A 19001-nucleotide genomic window follows, 5' to 3' on the forward strand; every position below is an offset into this window, starting at 1 on the left:
TCAGTTCAGGTTTTTCGATTGAGGAACCCTTCGCGCTGCTCCTCCGTGAGGTCGTTCATCGCGTTAAAGAGGTCCGCGCCTTGGAGCGAATCCAGCCGTTCGAACAGCGTCCCGCCGCCTGGACGGCCGCCCGGAATGTCCGAGAGGCTGTTGGGCACGGGCACTTCGAGGGCCGCCAGCTTTTCCTTGGCGGCCTTGGCCGGGTCGTTCGGGGGATCCTTTGGAGCGGGCGCAGCGGAAGCGGCAGTCGCGGCCTTGTAGTCCTTGAAGAGCTCGATCACCTGCTCCGTGCTGCCGCCGTCCAGCACGCCGCGAGCGGCGCTTTGCGCATAGCTGGGCATGGCCTTGAGCCAGGCGTCAAACTCCGCGCTCTGGGCGATGGAATCCACGTCGGGGTGCGCCGTGTAGATGGCGTTCGAGTGCACTTCTTCCGCCGAGGCCTGGCGGTGCTGACGCAGGGGGGCCAGCTCGCGCTCGACCTCTGCCTGCAGTTCCGCCTTCAGCTCTGCCTTGAGCTGCTCGCGGGTGGCCGCGTGCAGCTTCAGCATCCCGGCGCGAAGCCCTTCCTCCGAGTAGTCGCCGAAGAGCTCCGGGTCCGCGCCAGCCTCGATGGCCGCGCCTGCCTGCGCCGCCAGCTTGTCTGTCTCGGTCGGGGCCTTGCCGTCGGCCGCGCGTTGGCCTGCCTGCGCCTGCAGCTCGGCCAGGGCGGCCTCTGCTGCTGCGGCGCGGGCGGTCTCGCGCTCGGCCTCAGACTTCCAGCGCTGTTCGCCCTGGCGTGCCTGTTCCAACTTCTCGTAGGGGATGGTGTGCTTGCCATCCTTGGCCAGCACCACGGCATTTGCCGGTTCTGGCTCGGCCGGCGCAGCATCTCCCCCGGGCTTCGCTACCGCTTCCACAGCGGGTGCGGCAGGAGTGTTTGCCGGATCAGTGGCGGTCGCTGGCGCGCCGCCGGGTTCCTCGGACACAGCCGAGGTATCGCCATGCAACCCAGCGTTGAGCATCTGGGTCAAGTGATCGGCCGACAGTTCGCCGCCCGCGCTATCCAAAGAATCCTGTTGTGATGTCGTCATGCCTGTCCCGCCACATATCGCCGTGGCCGCATGGGCCAGCAATCCGGAGCAGCGCCTGGGCGCCGCGCCATCTGCTCTTGAATCCACAGCGCCGAAGCGCCGCAGTCATCGCCACAGCGACGTGCGCCGCGGCTTGGAAGCAGTGTCAAAAAGCGGGGGAGGAAAGACCAACCCTAGACAGAGCGGGAATGAAAACGCCGCCCGAAGGCGGCGCTGGCCGAAGCCAATTGGATCAGCCGCCCTGCGGCAGGTTGTCGTCGGGCGCGGTGGTCTCGATGCCCTGCATGCCGCGCGCCGGCTCTTGCGGGATGGGCGGGAATGCGGGGCTGGTGTTCTCGCGCACCTGGTCGATGTCGCCGTCCGCGCCAGGGCCGCCCGACTGCGGCGCGGGGCCGCCGGCCGCCACGCCCGGTACTGGGAAGTCTGGATCGTCGCCACCGGGATTGGGCTTCCGGTATCCGGCGCCCTGCATGATGGCGTCGGCAATGGGCGCGATCAGGGGGTTCATGGCCACCTGGGCCCCGCCCTGCATCGAACTGAAGGCCGACTGCACACCCTTGAGAACGGCCGCCGCGACCGTGTCCTGGATCTGGGCATCGGTGAGCCGCTCCTTGATGTCCAGCTCGCGCGCCTTGAGGTCGTGACCAGCTTTCGTCAGGGCCGCCTGCACCTCCTGCTGAATGCGCTTTTCGACCTGCTCCGGGCTTTCCTGGGATCCAGCCGCGCGCAGGGCCTCGATGATCTCGCGCTTGTAGGGCGTGTCCATGAGCGCAACCATGTAGGGCATGGCGGCCTGCTGGAACTGTGGCGGCATGGTCTTGATGACCTCCTGCATCGCATACAGCTGCTGAGAGCGATAGCCGGGCGTGCTGGGCACGTCCTCGAGCTGGACCTTCAGCAGGGTCCGCTGCACGTCGTTGCTCAGGTAGGTGTAGCCGGCCGGGTCGGTCTCGATCTTGTTGAGCACCACCGAACGATCCTCGGTGACGGCATCGCCCTCGATGATCACCGTCTTTTCCTTGGCGCCCAGGTCCTGGACGATCATGGCCAGCAGCATCTCCCCCATGAGCGTGCGCGCGCGGCGGAAATTGCCCATGATCTCGCCCAGCGCCTGGTTGGCCTGCTCCAGCTGCGTGCGCTCCTGCAGGCCGCTGGTCGCGTTGCCGCGCTGGCCCGTGAATGCCGCCGGCGCCGCAGACAGCTGCTCGAAGACCGCGCGGCAGTCGTTCATGAGCTGGTGCTGCTGCTCGGTGAGTTGCACGTCCCGCTTCACTTCGAAGCGCGCGCCAGGCTTTGCCATGTGCTCCTGGTTCAGCACCACATGGGCGTTGCGGCGGCCGATGGTGCGCCGCAGGACCGCATCCGGCATATCCGTCGCGCCCTTGGTGTTCTCGACGCGGTAGGCGGACAGCCCCCAGCGCATGAGCGCCGTGCCGCTGTTCAAACTGTCCTGCTGGTAGATCAGCCCGCGCACGTACCCATAGGGAACGCGCGTGGAATCCTCGCGGAAGCCCCAGAAGATCACGTAGGGGAAATGGCTGTGCGGGTATGGCGTGGGGCTGTCGTGCAGCTTGTGCGGCCCGAGCCAGTAGCTGCGGCGAACCTTCGCCACGATGGCCTTGAAAGCCTTGGTCATGCCCGTGGCCAGGCCGTAGTTGTGGGCCTGGTTGCCCGCGTCGTACTCGACCACGCGGCCATCAGGCGACTCGATCAGCACCACTTCCACCCAGCGCCGGTACCAAAGCTCGGACAGGCACAGCTGCTTATTGGTGCGGTCGTACCAACGCGCTTCCTCCACCGTCCAGCCGCGCGCATCCTGGCCGGCATTGGTCAGGCCCGTGGAACTTCCGCCCTGGTTGGCCAGTCGCCCCGGGTAGCCCTGCTGCCACCAGGCGGCACCATTGCGGCCACAGGACAGGATCAGTTCGCGCGCCTGCGGGAATGAGCGCGCGATGCGCTCGGGGTGCAGCCACTTGTCCCGCTTGAAATACCGCGCGTCGCTCAGGTCCCACTCTTCCGCCGTCCAATCCCAGCGCACCTCGCTGCGCCGCACGACCGCACATTTGTAGCGGTACTGCGTGGGATCGCTCACGCGCTGCACGCCCACGCAACCGAAGCCCACGGCAGCCTGGGGCCGGAAGGCATCGCTGCAGGCATCGTCGGCATGGGACTCGCGCTCGGCCTCGTTCAGCTCGACGTTGAGCGCGTCGGCCACGTCCTTGCTGCCCGTCTGGCCGTTGGCGGTCACCCGCCAGTCGGTGCGCGTGGTCTGCTCGTAGCCCGTGAGCGCGCGCAGCGTGGGGCCGATGCGATCCTCGATTGCCGGAGGAATACCCTGCTCCTTCATGGCATTCAGCAGCTCGGTGTCCAGCTGCTTGCCATCGGCATAGTCCATCTCCTTGTCGGCCGCGATGCGCCATGGCGGCTCCTCGTCCATCTCGCGCAGCCATTCCGCGTATTCGTGGAGCGACACCTCGCCCTCACCCATGCGCAGATCATCATCCCCGGCGTCGAGAGAACCCTCGGCTTCGGGCGAGTCCACGTCCATCGTGCTGGTGTTGATCAATTGAGCCTCCAATCGGTCTCTTCGGGTTCTTCGTATTCGTGCCGCTTGCTGCCGGGCTCAGGGATGCCCTGGACAAAGGTCATTGCCACCGCGTCGCCTTTGTCGGGCGAGCGGCCCAGCGCCTTGCGGATGTCGTCCTTGGACAGCATCTGGATCGCCGCGACCCGGCCCAGGGTCACGACCTTGTAGCGAACGGCTGTCAGGTCAGCCAGCAGCTCAGGGTCTGGCGGCAGCGCAATGGGAATGGGGTTCGTCGGGTCCAGGGCCTCGCGCAGCAGCCAGTACATTTCCGCGCGCCGGTTCCGGAAGCGCAGATTGCCTGCCTTGGTCATGGCGTTGGACGTTTCCGAACCGTTGACCGCGAGCACCAGAAGATTCAGGCCCACGATGAAATCCAGCGCGCTGGAGCCGATGCCGATGCTGTCCACGCAGATGCATGCACCGTCGCGCACCAGGGGCGTGACAAAGCCAGCCGTGGTCGGGCCGTCCTTGGTGACCGCGCCCGGCACGGTGATCAGCTCATCGAACCAAGCGCCGTGGCGCCGCGCCGCCGAGGTCTTGTCGATGCCGCCGCGCGCCGGGTCCAGGCCAAGGGCCGTCATGCCGCCCTTGGCTTCGCGCGCCTTCCACCGGGCCTGCGCCGCCTTCATCCATTCGGTGGGGATCACCTGCCAGGCCGGGTCCGCGCTGCCGGCATTGAAGTCGCCGTTCAGCATCTTGCTGCGCAGCGGCTCGGGCAGGGACTGCAACGTCGCCTTGTAGCCAGTGGACAGCAAGAACAGGTTGTCGTTCACGCTGGAAGGGATGAACGTCCGGCTCTTGGGCGTCATCAGGTCGGGTCCGACCATCACGGGCTCGGGGCCAGGCACCTCCTGGTCCTCACCCTTCTCGTTGGTCACGAACCAGCGCAGCTCGCCCGGTTTGGCCGGGTTCGGGTGGGACGGCTCCAGCCACGGCGCCCAGAAGCGTTTGACCCACTCGCCTTCGGGCTCGGTCGGCGGGTTGCCCGCGCACACCACGCGCTGACGGATGGTCGGGTCGTCGGTGCGCAGCCAGCCGATCAGGGAACGGAACTGCAGTTCGGTGAAGTGGGTGATCTCATCGAAGCCCTTGAAGTCATGCGCGCGGCCTTGGTACTTGATCCAGTCGCCCGGCTCCTTCACGCTGCCCAGCTCCAGTACCTTGCCTTGCGGCAGCCGCCAGATGCCGTCCTGGCTGTTGTACCCGTCGCGCGTGCCCAGGATCGAGGTCATGCGCTCTTCGATGCCGGTCAACTGCACGGACTGGCGCCGGAAGATGATGCTGTGCTTTTGCTTGGTCAGCGGCAGGCCCAGCAGCAGATCGGTCTTGCCGCCGCCGGCCGCACCACCGTAGAAGACGATATCGGCGTCGGACTCGAAGGCCACGGTCTGGGGGCCAGGCTGCGGCACCCAGATGGGCGCATCGCCAGACAGCAGCAGGGAGTCCAGCTCCGCGCGGGTGTCCGCGTCCAGACCCTTGAGCAGGTCCAGGATATCGGCCGTGGTCAGCGCGGGCGTGGTCATTTCTCACCTCGCTTCGCCGCGAGCGTGGCCAACACCATAGCCGCGCCTGGGCCGCCGTTGAGCATGGCAGCGAGCCGCACCGCCCGCTCGGCATCGGTCATCTGCTTGAGCGCGCCCGGCTCATCGCCTTTCTCGGAAAGCTTGTCCATGCCGAACGCAGTGCGCTCCATGTCCACCAGCTTCTGGAGGCTCTCGGCAAGAGTCTTCATGGTCTTGGAGCGCTCAGACAGGCTGATGACCTTGTGGTACAGGTCGTTGAGGCGGTCCTGGCCGTTGTCGTCGGGTTGCCGCAGCATCTCGCCCAGCTCGCCGAGCAGAAACAAGGTATCCGGGTCGGTCTGTTTTTCCAGTTCGTCCAACAGGGTGTTGGTGACGCGGCGCGCCCTCTGGATGTCCCTGCGATGGGCCAGGCGAACGTCAGCCACGGCCTGGGCATTGGCATCGATGACGGCCCGTTCCCGAACCTTGGTATCCGTGGATACCTCGCTGGATACCGCCGCCTTGGATACCAGGGCATCGGCCTTGGCCTGGATCTTCACGCCTAGGTCCCGCTCCCATCCATCTCGCTTGGCTCGCTTGTTGATGGCGCCATGCGTGATGCCGTTTTCATCGGCTATCTGGCGAAGGGTCTTGATGCCGGCCCGGTAGTCCAGCTCTATGCGCTCCCAGTCAGCGGGGGCGTTGGGCGCCGCGCTGTTGGCGGACAAGGCTACGTCTGCAGCCGATTTCGCAGCTGCAAGCTTCTTGGGGACAGGCTTCTTTGAAGATTCGGACTTGCTGGTAGGGCGTTGGGCTTGGGCCATGGCTGGGAGTGTTCCCGCACGACCTGAGGACGTCGAACCCTAGACGGGTCCAGGCATCATGTCTGCTATAGAAACATGCGTGCCTGAGACTTATCGCTTCTCAGTGAATCGATTCGGTCAACAAGACCAATCTTCTCATCAGCCTTCTTCTTGGCATGATCAGACATGAAGGCAACCAGTTCCTCCAACTGCTCAACGGTGCCCACCTTGTGGAACGTTTTAGACTTGTTCACAAACACTACGGATTTCTTGTCACGTTGCAACAATTCAATGACATTGCAAAGAGTCCCGGTGCTCTTCGAGTCCCAGATCATTAGCCCATAGTCGGCAACTTCAGCCATCCTCAAATCTTTGGCTGTAAAAAATGCACGCGACCCCACGCTGTGCGATGTGACAACAGCTTCAACGGGCCAATCTCCAACATTGTTGCGAGGCACAGGGCCACTGCAAAAAATTGTAGCCCTACACCCCCCGTGATTTAACAGGTGCCACTGCACAGAGGTGTCCACGCCATCCGCATCGCCGACCAACACTTCGAAGTCTTGGTCTATGATGTTATCGATTCGCTTCTTAACCTCCGGATCGAGATTTTTGATATTCATTGAACCGGCGATAAAAACTTTGGTACTCATCGATGCTATTTCCATGTTAGGGCAGCAACGTAGATTTTATTGACTTTTTCATACCCTCGCAGCGCAGCGCATGCTGTCTCCATCGAAGCACCCGAGTCATACAGATCATCCACCAGCAGCACGTCCCAACGTCCCTCGTTGGTGATGTGTTTTACAATAGAAAGGCGCTGCGCCAGCGCATCAAGCTTCTCCTGTTTCGTCTGCAAATCCTTCAGTGATGGTCCTCCAGGCGCCTTCGCGAGTGATTCAAATACAGGTTTTTGAACCAACATGCCCAACGCACGTGCGACTTCCGTAACAGGTTGACGATCTCGCACCTTAGACGCAGGCATCGGAACAATGAAGCCAACACTGCTGATTTTCGGAAGAATGTTTGCTGCCAGCGCTTGAGCAAGGACTTGCACCTGAGCCCAGTCAGAACGATATTTCAGCTGGAAAGATGCCTCCCCTACTTCGGAGCGTTGGGTGTCAAATTGAGGGCGTCCCCATTCGTTATCTCCAACATACGTACTAGAGAGGACGTGCTTATCAAGTGCCCAGCCAGCGTCCCAGTCACCGTGAAGTTCTTTCACGTTCACCTGCATAGCACCACCTTTGCCAAAGAGTTAAATGAATACACATCGTAACATCTTCAGCCAAATAACTAAAAGATGAACTTGAACGAAGATTAGGGAATTATCTTCAAACAAATAAATCATCTCAAGACAAATAAAAGCAGCAGTCAATTCGATAAAACCCTATGCGCAAAAATTGATATCAATCGATGCGATTCTGGCCAATTCTCTGCCGATAGCAACCGGCATCAACAACTCACGGTGATCTACGCCAGGTCTCAGGAGCCCATCTCAAGAAGGAGGTCTGCTTGTCGACTGTCCGTGCGCCTCAACGACTTCAGCGCCTTCACTTCGCGCTCCAACTCCCGCCGCTTCGCTAACTCGTCCAGTAGCTGATCCTGAAGTTCCGTAACGCGCGCGAGAGCCGTGTGCTCCAGGGCTACGCCTGCCAGCCCTTGACCTAGGCGAGCGGCTTCAGGGCGGACTAGATGCAACACATGCTCCCCGATCTCCACCAGAGTCCGGCCATCGTTGAGGTGCACGATGACGACATCCCGTGCCGGCCCATGCTGGTGGACCGGGCGGTAGCACTGCTTCACCGCCGCAATCATCCCTTCGCCACGCAGCACCTTGATGCGGTCGTCCACCGTGGTGAGGTTCAGGCCTGTCATCTTGTGGATGCGGTCGCGCGTGGGCTCTTCCCCGGCCTCATGGAGTTGGCGGATGGCTTCATAGACCTGCGTCAGCGTGGGCACGGCCTCGACCGCGCCAGTGTCCGGATTGCCGCCGGCTGTCTTGTGGATAGTGCTGGTGGTGGCTTGGTTCATGCGGTTTCACTCCAGAGGGGCAGACGTTGTGGCCATTGGCCGGATTCAAGAATCGTGTGGCGGGTGATGCGGCCCCATTCGAGGCCGTAGTCCCGATGGGCTTCTCGGCCGCCGTCAACAAGGCGGTATTGGTCATATGCGACATGGCAGCCCTCGATGTCGGGGCGCGTGCAGCACAGCGGGAAGCCAGTGCGGTCATCTGTCTTGAGCGCGAAGCCCTTGCCGAGGTTGAGGTGTGCGTGCTGAGAGAAATCGCAGATGCCGCACCAAATGCAGGGCAGCGCGGCGACGGCGCGGCGGTAGACTTCGCATTCGAGGATCTCGGCCTTGGGCACGGCCAAGCCTGTGCTGGCACCGCCCATCACAACGATGCTGGTGCACGCCATGCCGGCCGTGGCGCGGGCGCTGTCCATGGCGCGGGCCGCGCGCTGCGCCAGGCGCTCCTCTCGGTCTTGCGCTGGTGCGGCGGCGGGCCGGCGGCCGAAGCCGCGGCTGGGCCAGGTGCTACGGTTCTGGATCATCGGATGTCGCCCTCCACATCCACCTGCACCAGGAAGCCGTGATCGTTCATCACGCACACGCGCGTGGGGCCGTACTGCTCCAGGCGGCAGCAGCGGTTTTCTGACCAGACGGAGAAGCGGTAGCGCCCCAGGGCATCAGGGCCTTCGATGCGCTCGCGCATTGCGGCGCCACGCCACAGGGGCGGGTGTTGGGGCGCGGCGCGCACCGGGCCGCGCTGGCCACGGCGCGGAAGGTCGGGGCGGAAATCAAGCATGTGCGCCGCCCTCCCCTGCGCTGGCATCGAAGTCCTGCACCTCCAGACCCAGCACGCGCGCCACAAAGCTCTCCAACCGGGCGCCGCGCGACTGCTTCCAGCCCGGCAGCCGGTGCACGGCATCGCACTTGCACAGCTGCGGCAGCGCCAGACGCATGTAGCCGGCCCAGCTGCCGCACGCTGGCGCGGGGTTCTCGGCCGGGTTCTCGACGTGGTGGCCCTGGGCACGCAGCACGGCGGCCGCGCGGTTGAAGGCCGGGTAGTTGAACTCGGGCAGGCCTGTCATCGGGCCGGCGATGTAGATGCGCTTCATGGCCGGGCCCTCCGAAAGGACCACGCGATCATTGCGGCGTCACGCTGGTGCTGATTGCTGCGGCCGGCCCAGCCGGTCAGGCGGCTGAAGGTGGCGGCATCGATCTTGGCGCCGTGGACACCGCCAGCCTTCGCGCTGGGCGGCATGCCGTGGCATGGGATGCCCAGCGCCGCGCACAGGCCAACGATCAGCTTGCACCAGGCGTCGATCTCGCCGACGTTGCGCGCGATCTTCTTGCGGGCGCCGTCGCTGCCCTTGGCCGTCCAGGTGCGGCGCGCGGCGCGGCTGTCCTCGAAGATCACCAGTGTGGGCCGACGCTCCTGCAGCACCAGGGCAATTTGCGCTGGATCGACCTCCTGCAGTGCCTGCAGCTGGCCATCCACGATCCAGGCCAGACCAGTGTGCTCGCCCGGGTCCATGCCCAGCACCGTGATCGGGCCCTGGTGGCCAGCCGGCACCGTCACGCGCGGGGCGGCGGGCGCCATTCGAGCGCCTGCAGCTGCTGCACCACCTGCTGCTCGATGTCCACGAACAGCCGGGACTCGTCCCTGTCCAGTTCCCTGGCCCTGGCCTTGACGTACTCCCACCACCCGGGTTGCTGGGCCAGCTTGACGAGGTGCGCCACGGCTGGCCCGCTGAGATTGATTTGGTGTTGCTGCCATTGGTGTTCAGACGACGATGAATTCATGGGAATCGCTGCCGTGGCTGTTGACCAGCAGCTCGCGCAGGCGGCGTTCGGTGGCGCGGTGCGCGCGGATGAAGGTGCGGGCCGGGATCACCTCCAGCACCTGGCCGTAGGCCTCGCCGAACTCGACCAGGTGGCCCAGCTGAACAGCGTTCAGGCGCATCTCCTGGCCGTGGCCGTGCTTGCGGCCCAGGTCCACGACGGCTGCAACGGCATCGGCAAACAGGCTCTGAGCCTCGGGCTCGGTGAAGACGCCCATGCCCAGCAAGGTCTCGGAGAGGTTCGCTGCGTCGGCCAGGTCGCGCCAGTGCTGCACTGTCGGCGCGGCGTAGCCCACGGCATGCACGGCGGCCAGGACTGCAGCGGCCAGGGGATCGCGCTTGCGCTGGTGCAGCGGCTGCCGCTCACTGGCCGACAGCTCCTGTGCCAGCGTGTAGGTGTAGGGCAGCGTCAGGTACTCCCGGGCCACGGAGGTGTGTATGGCGCTCATGCCTGGCTCCCCTGCTGGTGCTGTGCCACAGCGGCAGCACTGCGGCGCTTGGCTTGTCCCAGGCGCATCCGGTCTGCACGGGCCTGGACTTGCACGGGCGTGAAGCGCGAGGCCTTGAGCGCGAAGGCTTCACGCAGGGTGGCCAGCTGGGCCAGCACCTCGCGCTTCGGGCCGCTGGGCATGGACTCGGGCGCCGGCAGCGCCAGTGCTGCGCGCGGGGCCGGCAGCTGCAGCTGCTCGCGCAGGTCGTCCGTCAGGCCCTCCAGACCGCCCGGCAGCCGGCCTGCCGTGATGGCTTCCTGCACGGCGCGTGTCCGGGCTTCGGGGTCGTGGCCCAAGCTGACCTGAACCACGGGGCGACGGCGCAGCGCGCGGGCCTCGCCCGTGATCCGGCCATAGGCCTCGATGAAGGCCTGCCGCGCGCCGAACTTGTCGCCGGCACTGAGCAGCGGCGCGGCCACGGCCCAGGCCTGGGCGATCTCGTCGGTCCACACCACGGTGGCCTGCTGGTCTGCGCTGGTCAGCGCCAAGCCATAGGCTTCCGCGGGCAGCATGCGGCCCATGGCGTGGTCCACGTACTGCAGCACGGTGCCGGTGAGGATCGGGCCGCGATGCTCAGCGCGGATGCGGGCCAGGGCCAGGCGCAGCACAGGCTTTTCGATGTGGGCCAGGTCTTCAGCCAGCAGCAGCAGTGCTGCAGGTCGGACCTGCTGGCCGCTCAGTTCCATCGTGGCGCCCAGCTCCTCCAGCAGCCAGTCGGTGTCCAGGTCGTCACGCATTGGCGCCCTCCCCATTGCCCCGGCCGCCGCGCTGGCGCAGCAGCCGCTTGGCTTCCTCGATGGCGTCGAAGTTGGCGCTCGTCTTGTCCGCTGCCTGCGCAGCCGTGCCGGTCACCGCCTGTCCACGGGCCCACTGTGTGCGGAAGCTCTCAGCCTGGTTCACCAGCACGCCGACGCCGTGGGAGTTCTTCACCACGAATGCCTCGTTCACGCTGGCCACGTACCAAGCCGCCACCAGCGGTGCTTCCTCGAAGCCCAGGCGCTTGACCAGCGTCTTCACGTTGGCGTTCACGACCTGGTTGCGCACCGGCTTGACGCCATACCGCTGCTCGTAGGCCAAGCTGTACGACGCCCAGGTGAGCTTGCAGGCAGCCTGCAGGGCTGTCTCGCCGTCGCCTGGTTGGCCGCCAACCCCATCGCGGCCCGGCGGCGCAGCCGGCGGGGATGGTTCGTTGGCGGTTCCTTTACGGTTCCTATTACGGTTCAATGATGATTTGGGTGCGCCATCTGCACCCCTGGGGTGCGCCATCTGCGGGGATTGAGGTGCGCCATTTGCACCCCCTGGTGCGCCATCTGCGGGGGGTGGTGCGCCGTCTGCACCCGGTGCGCCATTTGCGGGGGGTGCGCCATTTGCACCCGGTGCGGCATCTGCACCCGTGCCACGCTTGCGCTTCGCGGGCGCTGCAGCCGGGTTGAAGTTGGCCGGCGTGATGGTGTAGCTGGTGCTCGAGTTGATCCGGTACTCGCGGAACACCACCCCCACGGTCTGCAGCCAAGCGATTGCGTCCTGCACCGCGCGCTCGGACAGGCATGTGCGCTTCGCAATCGTCGCAACGCCCGGCCAGCACACGCCGTCATCGTTGGCCTGGTCAGCAAGGGAAATCAGCACCGCCTTCTGCGCGGGGGACATTGCCAGCGGCCAGCAGGCCGCCATGATCATCGTGCTCATTGCTGCGCCCCCTCCTGCGCCAGGCGGGCATGGTGCTGGCCCCACAGGCCGGCTACCCAGTTCACGCCCTTGGGGGTGAACTTCGTGGCGTTGAAGGCATGCTCGTTGACCTGGGCCACGCCCGTCTTCACGACAAAGCGGCCGGCATCAATGTGGCACTGGTGCGCAGTCCACTCGCCACCCAGGCGGTACATGATCTTTTCTTCCTGCAGCCAGGCCCGGAATGCGTGCTCGTTCGCGCCCAGCAGCTTGGCCACCTGACGGAAGCCCTTCGCGCCGTTGGCGGCCACGTAGCGGTCCACGTATTCGGCCTTGGGCGCGGCCAGTGCCAGGGCGGCCTGCTGCTGCTCGATCTGCTCGGCTTGATCAGCGGCCAGGCGCAGCGCCTGAGACATCGTGCGCGGAACGGCTGGAGCGGCCTGGGCCTCCAGCTCCTGCCAGCGATCCACCAGGCGCGCGGTGAACTCAGGAGACAGCTGCGCCACCACGACATAGCTGTCGCGTTTGCACAGTTGGTAGACGCTCACGGTCTGGCCGAGATGATTCCGAACTTCCTGCAACGCAGGGAGTTGGATCACGCCGCGCGCGCCCAGGCGCTCGATGGAGGTCCTCACGTTGTCGTGGCGGGACTCCACCAAAGAAGCGATTTCTTCGCTGCTCATGGTCAGCACGGCGGCGGAAATTGCAGTGATCGCGTTCATTGCCCGGGCCCCCAGAATTTCCGGGCCGGAAATGGGCCTGTCAAATGCTCCCGCAGGTCCATAGCATCAGCGTCATGCAACGCCTTTTCCGCAACCATCAACGTGTAAGTCTTCTCGTGGACCAGCAGGTAAATGCAGTCCCGCTGGCAGGCCGACGAGTTCTGTTTGCGCATGGCCGCACGACGCCTGAAAAGCTCCGCAGTCCCACTGTCAACCCACGTCTTCATGCAGGTGTCCAGGGCCCCATTGGGGCCAGCGATGCCACGGGCAAACATCACGTCGCCACCTTCAGCCTCGTCCAACCGGGCCTGGACATGGGCCAGCACGCGCTCTGCTTCCTCGGGGGCCAGCTCCTTCAGTGCCTTGATGATTCGATCCGCCGCGTCAATCTCCGCGCGGCTCAGTACTTGGGGGGTGCCACGCATGCGGGACTACTCCTTGAGATAAATGGCGGCCGTGGGCACGTTCCTAGAATGGGTGTTCCACCAACCATCCATCCGCAAGGCCCAGGCCATGAACGAAAAAATCAACGATTCCGATGTGTTAGCTGCCGTGAACCTCATCGCCGCCCGCGTTCATCACGATGTGCGAGCGGGGAACTTGATGCAGTTGCCGGAGGAGATTGCGAAGGCATATGCGGCGATCCAGCGCGCTCGCGTGCTGATTGCAGAGCAGCAGGCTCTCCAAGGCCCAGACGAGCACCGGTAAGACGGAAGTACTCGGCTGCGTACAAGCGCTCCAGCCGGCGGTTCTTGAGCCTCTGTGCTGCTGGCGGGACATCGGCGCCCCAGCGGTATGGCATATGCATGGTCTTGATCCTTGGGAGGGGTGTCCGCCACCTCCCGGGGCAGAATGGGAGCTCCTACACAACCATTCCCGAGAGGGGCGGACATGAAACAAGAACTGATCGGGCCCACAGCAACTCTTGCTGGAGCAATGCTCTCGAAGATCGAGTTGGAGTACAGCGACTTCACGCGGGGCATCGTTGCCAAGACGTTCGAAGACGCTTACTACGCACTGCTGGAAGGCATTCAGCGCGTGGACACTGCAGAGGAAGCCCGGCGTGCGGGGCAGGCACAACACCCCGTCCAAGCCGGAAGCTGACGCGCGCCGGCAACCTTCCCAGACGTGCGTCCTGCTGCGCTGCAGGGTCACAAAGAACGCCGCCCCCCGGCACCAACGCTTCCTCGAAAACCTGTTGCTCGTCGGCTGGGCCTCGCCCAAGCGGCACGGCTCAGGCATGGCCCTGCTCCTGGGCGGCAGGCTGCGCAAGCTCGGGCAGCGGGGCGTCTCCGTACAGGTGGTCGAACGACAGCATTAGCCCGCGCCCTGCAGCGAAATCAATGAGCCGACGTGCGCGGGGCGTGGGCATCATCTGCCCGCGCTCGTAGTACCCAACGTTCCCCTGAGTGCAGCCGATAACTTGGCCGAGCGCCTGCTGGGTGAGGCCAAGACGCTTGCGAATGGGCATGAGGTTCTTCATGCCCGCATCATAAGTCGGACTACTAATTTATTCAACAGTCGGACTGTTTTGAATTCATGAGCCCTACTAATACCCTGTTTTCATGCCAGCCCTGCCCCTGACCGCTGAACAAAAAGAAGATGCCGCGCGGCTGAAAAAGCTGTTCCTGTCGTGGAAGTCGTCGCGAAAGGAAGCCGGCGAGCCGTCCAGCCAGGACTTCTTCAGCGACATGGTGGGCTTCGGGCAGAGTGCCGTGAGCCAGTACCTGAACGGCAAGATTCCCCTGAACCCGCATGCTGCGGCGAAGTTCAGCAAGGCCCTGGGCTGCCAGATCAGCGACTTCAGCGAGTCAGTCGCGGCCCTGGCTATCGAGATAGGCGAAGGCGTGGGCGCCGCTATCGACCAAGCTCCAGATCCTGCCCGCATGGACATCACCGAACTGTCTCGGCAGGAGGTCCAGTTGGTCTTGACCTTTCGCGAGCTTCAGGAAACTGAGCGTCAAGAACTGGCGAAGTTTGCGCACAAGCTGATGCACAAGCCAGCCCCGCCCCCTGAGAAATCTCCGTCGCAACCAGTCAAACTCCAGCCAAGCACACCGTTGGCGCGCAAGAGCCGGGAAAAGGTCGCTCACTAAACGACGGGCCAGCCCCTGCCCATGTCGCCGCCCGGCATGTCATCCAGCCGGTACACGGGCACGAGCTGGGATGATCGCTTTTGGACAAGCGCGCCCAGCGCCACCAGCTCACCCAACTCTTCTTGCGTCAGTCTTGGGGCTAGCTTGGCCACCACCTCCGCGAACACACTCACCACGAAGCGTGGCCGAGGCAACTCGCCCTTGTGGTTGTTGATCATATCGGTCAACTCTTTTGCATCCATCTTCCTGCTCCTCATCTACTGCGGCTGGCGAAATGCGGGCCTGCATGAATTCACCAAACCGCACCTCGCGGTAAGGCTCCCCAAACAACAACGTGTGAGCGCATACGCAGTACATCGCAACTAACGCAGCGAGCTGCGGCATCGTGGGGGAACTCTCCCCGCGCTCCCACTTCGATATGACCTGGCGCGACACACCAAGCATCTCTGCCATGTCTTCCTGCGACAACGCGGCACTCCGCCGGGCGGATCGGAGGCGGGCACCAAACAGCTTCGTTGAATCGTTGTTCATGAGAATACCTGTTATTTCATACAGTGTTGCACGCGGCCTTTGATCGCGCAACTGCAGGCTGAAAGATGCAACGCAGCGTTGCGCAATGCAGCGTTGCGCGCATGCAAGCAACGGTTGCGCAACGCTCCGTTGCGTTGACCGACTTCAAGTCCCAATGCCACAACGCTGCTATCAAAATAATTTAACCTCCAAAAAATCAGCCGGACTGTTGACTTATTTTATGAGTCCGACTGATAATAAAACTCAACAACCCAGCCACCGCACATGCGGACAGGCAGGGAAGTTGGGCACCACGGCATCGACCGGGCAAGCCCCGGTCTTTCACAATTTGCACGCCGATGTTGCTTGCCCCACCCGAGGGGCATTCGTCCGGCGCAATGGCGCTCCTGGGCATGGGCCAGGTCAGCGCGCCGCGTCTCCGCGCGGTTGCCAGTCCGTCAAAGCACGGTTCACGGCATAGGGAAGGAACTGCGGGCGGGATGCCCTGTAGAGAGTAGGCGGGAGGCAGTGAAGGGTGCGCGCCAGCGCATCTGGAGCCGACGATGGAACACCGCCCTGGCATTCCGGTGACGAACGCAGTGAGATGACACCACGGAGCAAATAAACGGTGCGGCATGTTGATGCCGCGCAGCTGCTACCAGATGCAGCACGCCCTCCCCGAGCGCATCGGGGCGAAACAAAAGAGGCTTCTCGATCCGGGAGGCCTCTTTTGTTTCCGCCACCACCACAGGAGAGACCACCGTGAATCAACGTGACCATTTCAACAGCGGCATTCGCCACGGCCAAGCAGCTCAGGCCTCGGACAGCATCTCGGCGCAATACGATGCCGCCCAGGCCCAAACCATCAGTCAGGTCGATTCCGCGATCGGCCAGGTTTCGGTCAATGTGCGCGACCTCCAGGCAACCATCCAGCGCCTGACCACGCGGCTGGGCCCTGTGCTAAACCCGCTGGGCATCGACAGCAACCGCGCTGTTAAAGGCCCCCTGCCCGCCACGCCTGCCCCGCTGGTGGGCCACGTCGAAGACCTGTCGGACCAACTGCGCGAATCCTGCGCAGCCCTGCAGGACCTGGAGCGGCGCCTAGCGCTGTGATCTTCAATCCCGATTGAGCGGATTGACTGCGGGATCCAAACGCCCCCCGGCCACGTGCCGGGGCCATCACAGATGGGGAATGCGCGGGCGACGCGCGGGGAATGGGAGCAACCGGAGCGACAGACTTCCTAGGCCGTACCCGCGAGGGCCAGACGGCTGCCATGAAAAACAGCGCTCGCTTCTGTGCCGGGATCGCATCCGGTCCTTATCTGTGATGGCCAATCGTGACAGGCATTTGCCCGCCTGCAAGCAGTGAGAGTCTTGCCAAACCGTTGTAGAGGGAAAGCCGGGGCGAATACGGCCGGCCATCTTCATTTCCGACTGCGATACGATGCCCGCCATATCAATCACAACAAGAGAGGGGCATTCAATGCTGAGGCTCATTGTTTACGTGCTGCTCGCGGTGGCGGCCTGGAAAGCGTACACGGCATATCAAGCCAAGACTGGCGGCCTATCACCAACCCTGCTGCTCACCGAGCCACGCACGCGCAGTATCGATATCGGCAGCAGCGCCTCCAGCACGCCCAAATACACCTGCGACGGGCGCACGCACTGCTCGCAGATGACCTCCTGCGAGGAGGCAAAATTCTTCTTACGCAACTGCCCCAACACGAAGATGGACGGGGACAACGATGGCATCCCTTGCGAGCGTCAACTCTGCAACTGATGCCAACGATCTTTTACCTCCTGTACATGTTTTCCTGATCATGTCCGGGCCATACTGACTTCAACAGTTTCACGCCGAGCCTGGGTTCCTCCTCCCTCCCTCTCTAATTCCCAGGCACGCCTTCAAGGCATCGGCACTTTCCACCAAGGCCCTGCAGCTTCACCAGTTGCAGGGCCTTTTTTGTTTCGTGGGTCGCCTTGTGCGGCACTTGGCCCGCCCTGCAGCAATGTTGGGGCGGGCGCTTTTTTGAGGTTCACCATGAGATCCAGATTCAACCGCCTGCGCGGCGAACGCGGCCGCGTCGCGTATGAGCCTCAGACCTATGCCGACTGGCGCGAAGAAGAGCGCCTCATTGCCGAGCAGGAGGCTCAGCGCCTGCAGCGGCAAGCAGCCACCACCCCGATCCCGCCCTCTGGCGGGATTGCTGTTTCTGGAGAGCCCAAATGCAACGAGTGATCCCATCCGAGCCCTTCAATCCTGACCCCGACGCGCGCTTTCTGCGCACTGCCTCCCGCCCTGGTCCTGTGGTCAAGCCAGGCCCTACGCCCACGCCCGGCGGCTGGCTTCTGCTGTGCTTGGTCGTGCTCTCGGCCTTGGTGCTCAGCGCCTGCGCGGATGCCGGAGCGGCCCAGGAACCCGTGGCCAGCGCAGCGGACGTGCAGCGCGCGCACAGCGCCGCCCAGGCCTGCCCGCCCCGCCATGCCGTGGTCTGGATCGGCCCGCAATCCATGGAATGCCTGCGCGAGGTGCCATGAGCAAACTTTTCGGCTTTTTCCTCTGGTCGGCCTACTCGGCCTTCTGCATTGCTGCTGCGGTCGCCATTTCCGGAGCACCCCTTTTCTGAACCTGGAGCACCAGCTCATGAGCCATTCCACGGACCCCATCGAAGGCGCGCGCGTCACCCGCGAAATCACGTCCAACCACCACGCCCATGCAATGACGCATGTGGCCGAACCCATCATCGAAATCCTGAGCGGCTACGGCCAGCGCAATGGCAACGCGTTCGCCGTCTATGGCGGGCTATATGCCATGGGATGCGCCCTGGCCAGCATCGGCGCGAACCTGGAGCCCGGCGTGGATCTGCGTCAGCAGCTCGAACCGATGCTCGCCGGCTACCAGGCGATGCGCGAATCCCAGGCGAAGGCACAGGCCCACTGATCGCCATGCCGAACCCCGAGAAGCTCAACCTCTCGCAGATCTGCGCCGCCTTCGCACCCGTGCTGCAGCTCAGCGCCGCAAACCTCGTGGCCCTGGGCGTGCCCTTCGAGAAGGACCGCAACGCAGTGCTGATGAACGCCCGCGACCTGCCCCGCCTGGCCGACGCCCTGATCGACCAGCTGTATGCCAAGCGCGAGGAATTCCTGGCCGGGCCTGCGCCGCGTGCGCCAGCGCCTCCTGCACCCGCCATCCAGCACCTGCCCGCCGACGACACCGAAGGCGGCGCCCTGTAACCCACCGTTTGGAGAACCCCATGTCGCAAACACCGGCAGATCTCTACGCGCAAGAAATGATCATGCGTGCCAAGGCCAAGGCCACCGAGGCCGCCGCTCTGCGCGTTGAAGCTAAGGCCGAAAAACGCGCCGTCGAAGCCTACAACCTGCGTGCACGCGCGAAAGCACTTTCGGGCGAGGCTGCCCAGCTGCGCAACGAGGCCAAGCTCGTTCACAAGGAAGCCGTGAAGGGCATAGAGATCCAGGCCGAGCAAATGGTGAAGCGCATGCCGCCCGAGTTCGGCGGCTGGGGGATTCTCAAGACCCGCGCCTATACCAAGCTGCTGGACCTGCTCGTGTCCCAGTCAAAGCGCGTGCAACCCAACCTGGCCCTGGCCACCCAGGCCCACACCCTGTTGCTGGGCCACGCGACTTGGACCGACACAGAAGCAAACCGCCTGGGCTGTCTGCCCAAGCATCCGAAATCCCTCGCCTGA

29 protein-coding genes are annotated in these 19001 nt (G+C 64.0%); 10 read left to right on the forward strand and 19 right to left on the reverse strand.

From position 1 onward, the window contains the following. Positions 1-5: 5 nt before the first annotated feature. The 17 genes from INR38_RS09255 to INR38_RS09335 form a co-directional block, all read right to left on the reverse strand. Entirely contained in the window at positions 6-1070 is a 1065-nt protein-coding gene (locus INR38_RS09255; protein WP_207475862.1) for a hypothetical protein, read from the reverse strand. A gap of 232 nt (positions 1071-1302) precedes the next feature. Then, positions 1303-3648 carry a hypothetical protein gene (locus tag INR38_RS09260; protein WP_347566754.1) on the reverse strand — a complete coding sequence of 782 codons (2346 nt, stop codon included), beginning with the start codon at positions 3646-3648 and terminating at the stop codon, positions 1303-1305. Beyond that, complete coding sequence (locus INR38_RS09265; protein ID WP_207475865.1) at positions 3633-5180, reverse strand: terminase family protein; 1548 nt, start codon at positions 5178-5180, stop codon at positions 3633-3635. Before INR38_RS09265 ends, INR38_RS09260 begins: the two co-directional genes overlap by 16 nt. After that, complete coding sequence (locus INR38_RS09270; protein WP_242699014.1) at positions 5177-5887, reverse strand: hypothetical protein; 711 nt, start codon at positions 5885-5887, stop codon at positions 5177-5179. The genes INR38_RS09265 and INR38_RS09270 overlap by 4 nt, the downstream gene beginning before the upstream one ends. Positions 5888-6048: 161 nt before the next feature. Continuing rightward, positions 6049-6615, reverse strand: a complete 567-nt coding sequence (locus INR38_RS09275) for a hypothetical protein (protein WP_207475867.1) — start codon at positions 6613-6615, stop codon at positions 6049-6051. Positions 6616-6620: 5 nt separating this feature from the next. Then, a complete protein-coding gene (locus INR38_RS09280; protein WP_347566755.1) occupies positions 6621-7187 on the reverse strand; it encodes a ComF family protein in 567 nt (188 codons plus the stop codon). A 260-nt stretch (positions 7188-7447) separates the two neighbouring features. Continuing rightward, positions 7448-7996, reverse strand: coding sequence for a hypothetical protein (locus INR38_RS09285; RefSeq protein ID WP_207475871.1), 549 nt, complete (start codon positions 7994-7996; stop codon positions 7448-7450). Continuing rightward, positions 7993-8409, reverse strand: coding sequence for a hypothetical protein (locus INR38_RS09290; protein ID WP_242699015.1), 417 nt, complete (start codon positions 8407-8409; stop codon positions 7993-7995). Before INR38_RS09290 ends, INR38_RS09285 begins: the two co-directional genes overlap by 4 nt. 104 nt (positions 8410-8513) lie before the next feature. Further along, positions 8514-8771: a hypothetical protein gene (locus INR38_RS09295; protein WP_047472973.1), complete on the reverse strand. Its 258-nt coding sequence runs from the start codon at positions 8769-8771 to the stop codon at positions 8514-8516. Further along, positions 8764-9084 carry a DUF4406 domain-containing protein gene (locus INR38_RS09300; RefSeq protein WP_207475876.1) on the reverse strand — a complete coding sequence of 107 codons (321 nt, stop codon included), beginning with the start codon at positions 9082-9084 and terminating at the stop codon, positions 8764-8766. The genes INR38_RS09295 and INR38_RS09300 overlap by 8 nt, the downstream gene beginning before the upstream one ends. Beyond that, the gene (locus tag INR38_RS09305) at positions 9081-9569 is read right to left on the reverse strand and encodes a hypothetical protein (RefSeq protein ID WP_207475879.1); all 489 of its coding nucleotides are present in this window, start codon (positions 9567-9569) and stop codon (positions 9081-9083) included. The genes INR38_RS09300 and INR38_RS09305 overlap by 4 nt, the downstream gene beginning before the upstream one ends. Next, entirely contained in the window at positions 9545-9709 is a 165-nt protein-coding gene (locus tag INR38_RS09310) for a hypothetical protein (RefSeq protein WP_242699016.1), read from the reverse strand. Before INR38_RS09310 ends, INR38_RS09305 begins: the two co-directional genes overlap by 25 nt. A 43-nt stretch (positions 9710-9752) precedes the next feature. Beyond that, positions 9753-10259 (reverse strand): hypothetical protein, encoded by a 507-nt coding sequence (locus INR38_RS09315; protein ID WP_207475883.1) that lies wholly within the window; start codon positions 10257-10259, stop codon positions 9753-9755. Next, complete coding sequence (locus INR38_RS09320) at positions 10256-11038, reverse strand: hypothetical protein (protein ID WP_207475885.1); 783 nt, start codon at positions 11036-11038, stop codon at positions 10256-10258. The genes INR38_RS09315 and INR38_RS09320 overlap by 4 nt, the downstream gene beginning before the upstream one ends. Continuing rightward, positions 11031-11987 carry a helix-turn-helix domain-containing protein gene (locus INR38_RS09325; protein WP_207475888.1) on the reverse strand — a complete coding sequence of 319 codons (957 nt, stop codon included), beginning with the start codon at positions 11985-11987 and terminating at the stop codon, positions 11031-11033. Before INR38_RS09325 ends, INR38_RS09320 begins: the two co-directional genes overlap by 8 nt. Then, positions 11984-12649 (reverse strand): phage antirepressor KilAC domain-containing protein, encoded by a 666-nt coding sequence (locus tag INR38_RS09330; protein ID WP_242699017.1) that lies wholly within the window; start codon positions 12647-12649, stop codon positions 11984-11986. The genes INR38_RS09325 and INR38_RS09330 overlap by 4 nt, the downstream gene beginning before the upstream one ends. Before the next feature lie 35 nt (positions 12650-12684). Beyond that, the gene (locus INR38_RS09335) at positions 12685-13113 is read right to left on the reverse strand and encodes a hypothetical protein (RefSeq protein WP_207475892.1); all 429 of its coding nucleotides are present in this window, start codon (positions 13111-13113) and stop codon (positions 12685-12687) included. Positions 13114-13201: 88 nt separating this feature from the next. Here INR38_RS09335 and INR38_RS09340 point away from each other — a divergent pair, with 88 nt between their 5' ends. Continuing rightward, a complete protein-coding gene (locus INR38_RS09340; protein ID WP_207475894.1) occupies positions 13202-13396 on the forward strand; it encodes a hypothetical protein in 195 nt (64 codons plus the stop codon). 183 nt (positions 13397-13579) lie between these two features. Continuing rightward, entirely contained in the window at positions 13580-13792 is a 213-nt protein-coding gene (locus INR38_RS09345; RefSeq protein ID WP_207475896.1) for a hypothetical protein, read from the forward strand. 130 nt (positions 13793-13922) lie between these two features. Here INR38_RS09345 and INR38_RS09350 read toward each other — a convergent pair whose 3' ends face one another. Beyond that, positions 13923-14171, reverse strand: coding sequence for a helix-turn-helix transcriptional regulator (locus INR38_RS09350; RefSeq protein WP_207475898.1), 249 nt, complete (start codon positions 14169-14171; stop codon positions 13923-13925). Positions 14172-14253: 82 nt separating this feature from the next. Between INR38_RS09350 and INR38_RS09355 the strand changes: the two genes are divergently transcribed. Further along, the gene (locus INR38_RS09355) at positions 14254-14784 is read left to right on the forward strand and encodes a helix-turn-helix transcriptional regulator (protein ID WP_207475900.1); all 531 of its coding nucleotides are present in this window, start codon (positions 14254-14256) and stop codon (positions 14782-14784) included. Here INR38_RS09355 and INR38_RS28690 read toward each other — a convergent pair. After that, the gene (locus INR38_RS28690) at positions 14781-15026 is read right to left on the reverse strand and encodes a hypothetical protein (RefSeq protein ID WP_242699018.1); all 246 of its coding nucleotides are present in this window, start codon (positions 15024-15026) and stop codon (positions 14781-14783) included. The two genes, INR38_RS09355 and INR38_RS28690, sit on opposite strands and share 4 nt — an antisense overlap. Before the next feature lie 1030 nt (positions 15027-16056). Between INR38_RS28690 and INR38_RS09365 the strand changes: the two genes are divergently transcribed. The 7 genes from INR38_RS09365 (at position 16057) to INR38_RS09395 (ending at position 19001) form a co-directional block, all read left to right on the forward strand. Further along, positions 16057-16407 carry a hypothetical protein gene (locus tag INR38_RS09365; protein ID WP_207475902.1) on the forward strand — a complete coding sequence of 117 codons (351 nt, stop codon included), beginning with the start codon at positions 16057-16059 and terminating at the stop codon, positions 16405-16407. A gap of 370 nt (positions 16408-16777) precedes the next feature. Next, entirely contained in the window at positions 16778-17074 is a 297-nt protein-coding gene (locus INR38_RS09370) for an excalibur calcium-binding domain-containing protein (RefSeq protein WP_207475903.1), read from the forward strand. 258 nt (positions 17075-17332) lie between these two features. Then, positions 17333-17530 (forward strand): hypothetical protein, encoded by a 198-nt coding sequence (locus INR38_RS09375; protein WP_207475904.1) that lies wholly within the window; start codon positions 17333-17335, stop codon positions 17528-17530. Beyond that, positions 17518-17829 carry a hypothetical protein gene (locus INR38_RS09380; protein WP_207475905.1) on the forward strand — a complete coding sequence of 104 codons (312 nt, stop codon included), beginning with the start codon at positions 17518-17520 and terminating at the stop codon, positions 17827-17829. The genes INR38_RS09375 and INR38_RS09380 overlap by 13 nt, the downstream gene beginning before the upstream one ends. A gap of 106 nt (positions 17830-17935) precedes the next feature. After that, a complete protein-coding gene (locus tag INR38_RS09385) occupies positions 17936-18232 on the forward strand; it encodes a hypothetical protein (RefSeq protein WP_207475906.1) in 297 nt (98 codons plus the stop codon). Between the two features lie 5 nt (positions 18233-18237). After that, on the forward strand, positions 18238-18525 hold the full coding sequence (locus INR38_RS09390; RefSeq protein WP_207475908.1) for a hypothetical protein: 288 nt from the start codon (positions 18238-18240) through the stop codon (positions 18523-18525). A 62-nt stretch (positions 18526-18587) separates the two neighbouring features. Beyond that, entirely contained in the window at positions 18588-19001 is a 414-nt protein-coding gene (locus INR38_RS09395; protein ID WP_207475910.1) for a hypothetical protein, read from the forward strand.

This window comes from Delftia sp. SD018, from assembly GCF_017355445.1.
GTDB classification, from domain to species: Bacteria; Pseudomonadota; Gammaproteobacteria; order Burkholderiales; family Burkholderiaceae_C; genus Comamonas; species Comamonas acidovorans.

Bases quoted from the DNA above. Each gene is read 5' to 3' on its own strand.
- INR38_RS09265 (WP_207475865.1), bottom strand. From the start codon at position 5,180: ATGACCACGCCCGCGCTGACCACGGCCGATATCCTGGACCTGCTCAAG.
- INR38_RS09325 (WP_207475888.1), bottom strand. From the start codon at position 11,987: ATGAGCACGATGATCATGGCGGCCTGCTGGCCGCTGGCAATGTCCCCC.
- INR38_RS09390 (WP_207475908.1), top strand. From the start codon at position 18,238: ATGCCGAACCCCGAGAAGCTCAACCTCTCGCAGATCTGCGCCGCCTTC.
- INR38_RS09320 (WP_207475885.1), bottom strand. From the start codon at position 11,038: ATGCGTGACGACCTGGACACCGACTGGCTGCTGGAGGAGCTGGGCGCC.
- INR38_RS28690 (WP_242699018.1), bottom strand. From the start codon at position 15,026: ATGGATGCAAAAGAGTTGACCGATATGATCAACAACCACAAGGGCGAG.
- INR38_RS09375 (WP_207475904.1), top strand. From the start codon at position 17,333: ATGAGATCCAGATTCAACCGCCTGCGCGGCGAACGCGGCCGCGTCGCG.
- INR38_RS09385 (WP_207475906.1), top strand. From the start codon at position 17,936: ATGAGCCATTCCACGGACCCCATCGAAGGCGCGCGCGTCACCCGCGAA.
- INR38_RS09255 (WP_207475862.1), bottom strand. From the start codon at position 1,070: ATGACGACATCACAACAGGATTCTTTGGATAGCGCGGGCGGCGAACTG.
- INR38_RS09395 (WP_207475910.1), top strand. From the start codon at position 18,588: ATGCGTGCCAAGGCCAAGGCCACCGAGGCCGCCGCTCTGCGCGTTGAA.
- INR38_RS09370 (WP_207475903.1), top strand. From the start codon at position 16,778: ATGCTGAGGCTCATTGTTTACGTGCTGCTCGCGGTGGCGGCCTGGAAA.
- INR38_RS09380 (WP_207475905.1), top strand. From the start codon at position 17,518: ATGCAACGAGTGATCCCATCCGAGCCCTTCAATCCTGACCCCGACGCG.
- INR38_RS09355 (WP_207475900.1), top strand. From the start codon at position 14,254: ATGCCAGCCCTGCCCCTGACCGCTGAACAAAAAGAAGATGCCGCGCGG.
- INR38_RS09285 (WP_207475871.1), bottom strand. From the start codon at position 7,996: ATGAACCAAGCCACCACCAGCACTATCCACAAGACAGCCGGCGGCAAT.
- INR38_RS09305 (WP_207475879.1), bottom strand. From the start codon at position 9,569: ATGGCGCCCGCCGCCCCGCGCGTGACGGTGCCGGCTGGCCACCAGGGC.
- INR38_RS09345 (WP_207475896.1), top strand. From the start codon at position 13,580: ATGAAACAAGAACTGATCGGGCCCACAGCAACTCTTGCTGGAGCAATG.
- INR38_RS09335 (WP_207475892.1), bottom strand. From the start codon at position 13,113: ATGCGTGGCACCCCCCAAGTACTGAGCCGCGCGGAGATTGACGCGGCG.
- INR38_RS09350 (WP_207475898.1), bottom strand. From the start codon at position 14,171: ATGAAGAACCTCATGCCCATTCGCAAGCGTCTTGGCCTCACCCAGCAG.
- INR38_RS09330 (WP_242699017.1), bottom strand. From the start codon at position 12,649: ATGAGCAGCGAAGAAATCGCTTCTTTGGTGGAGTCCCGCCACGACAAC.
- INR38_RS09290 (WP_242699015.1), bottom strand. From the start codon at position 8,409: ATGGACAGCGCCCGCGCCACGGCCGGCATGGCGTGCACCAGCATCGTT.
- INR38_RS09300 (WP_207475876.1), bottom strand. From the start codon at position 9,084: ATGAAGCGCATCTACATCGCCGGCCCGATGACAGGCCTGCCCGAGTTC.
- INR38_RS09315 (WP_207475883.1), bottom strand. From the start codon at position 10,259: ATGAGCGCCATACACACCTCCGTGGCCCGGGAGTACCTGACGCTGCCC.
- INR38_RS09340 (WP_207475894.1), top strand. From the start codon at position 13,202: ATGAACGAAAAAATCAACGATTCCGATGTGTTAGCTGCCGTGAACCTC.
- INR38_RS09275 (WP_207475867.1), bottom strand. From the start codon at position 6,615: ATGAGTACCAAAGTTTTTATCGCCGGTTCAATGAATATCAAAAATCTC.
- INR38_RS09295 (WP_047472973.1), bottom strand. From the start codon at position 8,771: ATGCTTGATTTCCGCCCCGACCTTCCGCGCCGTGGCCAGCGCGGCCCG.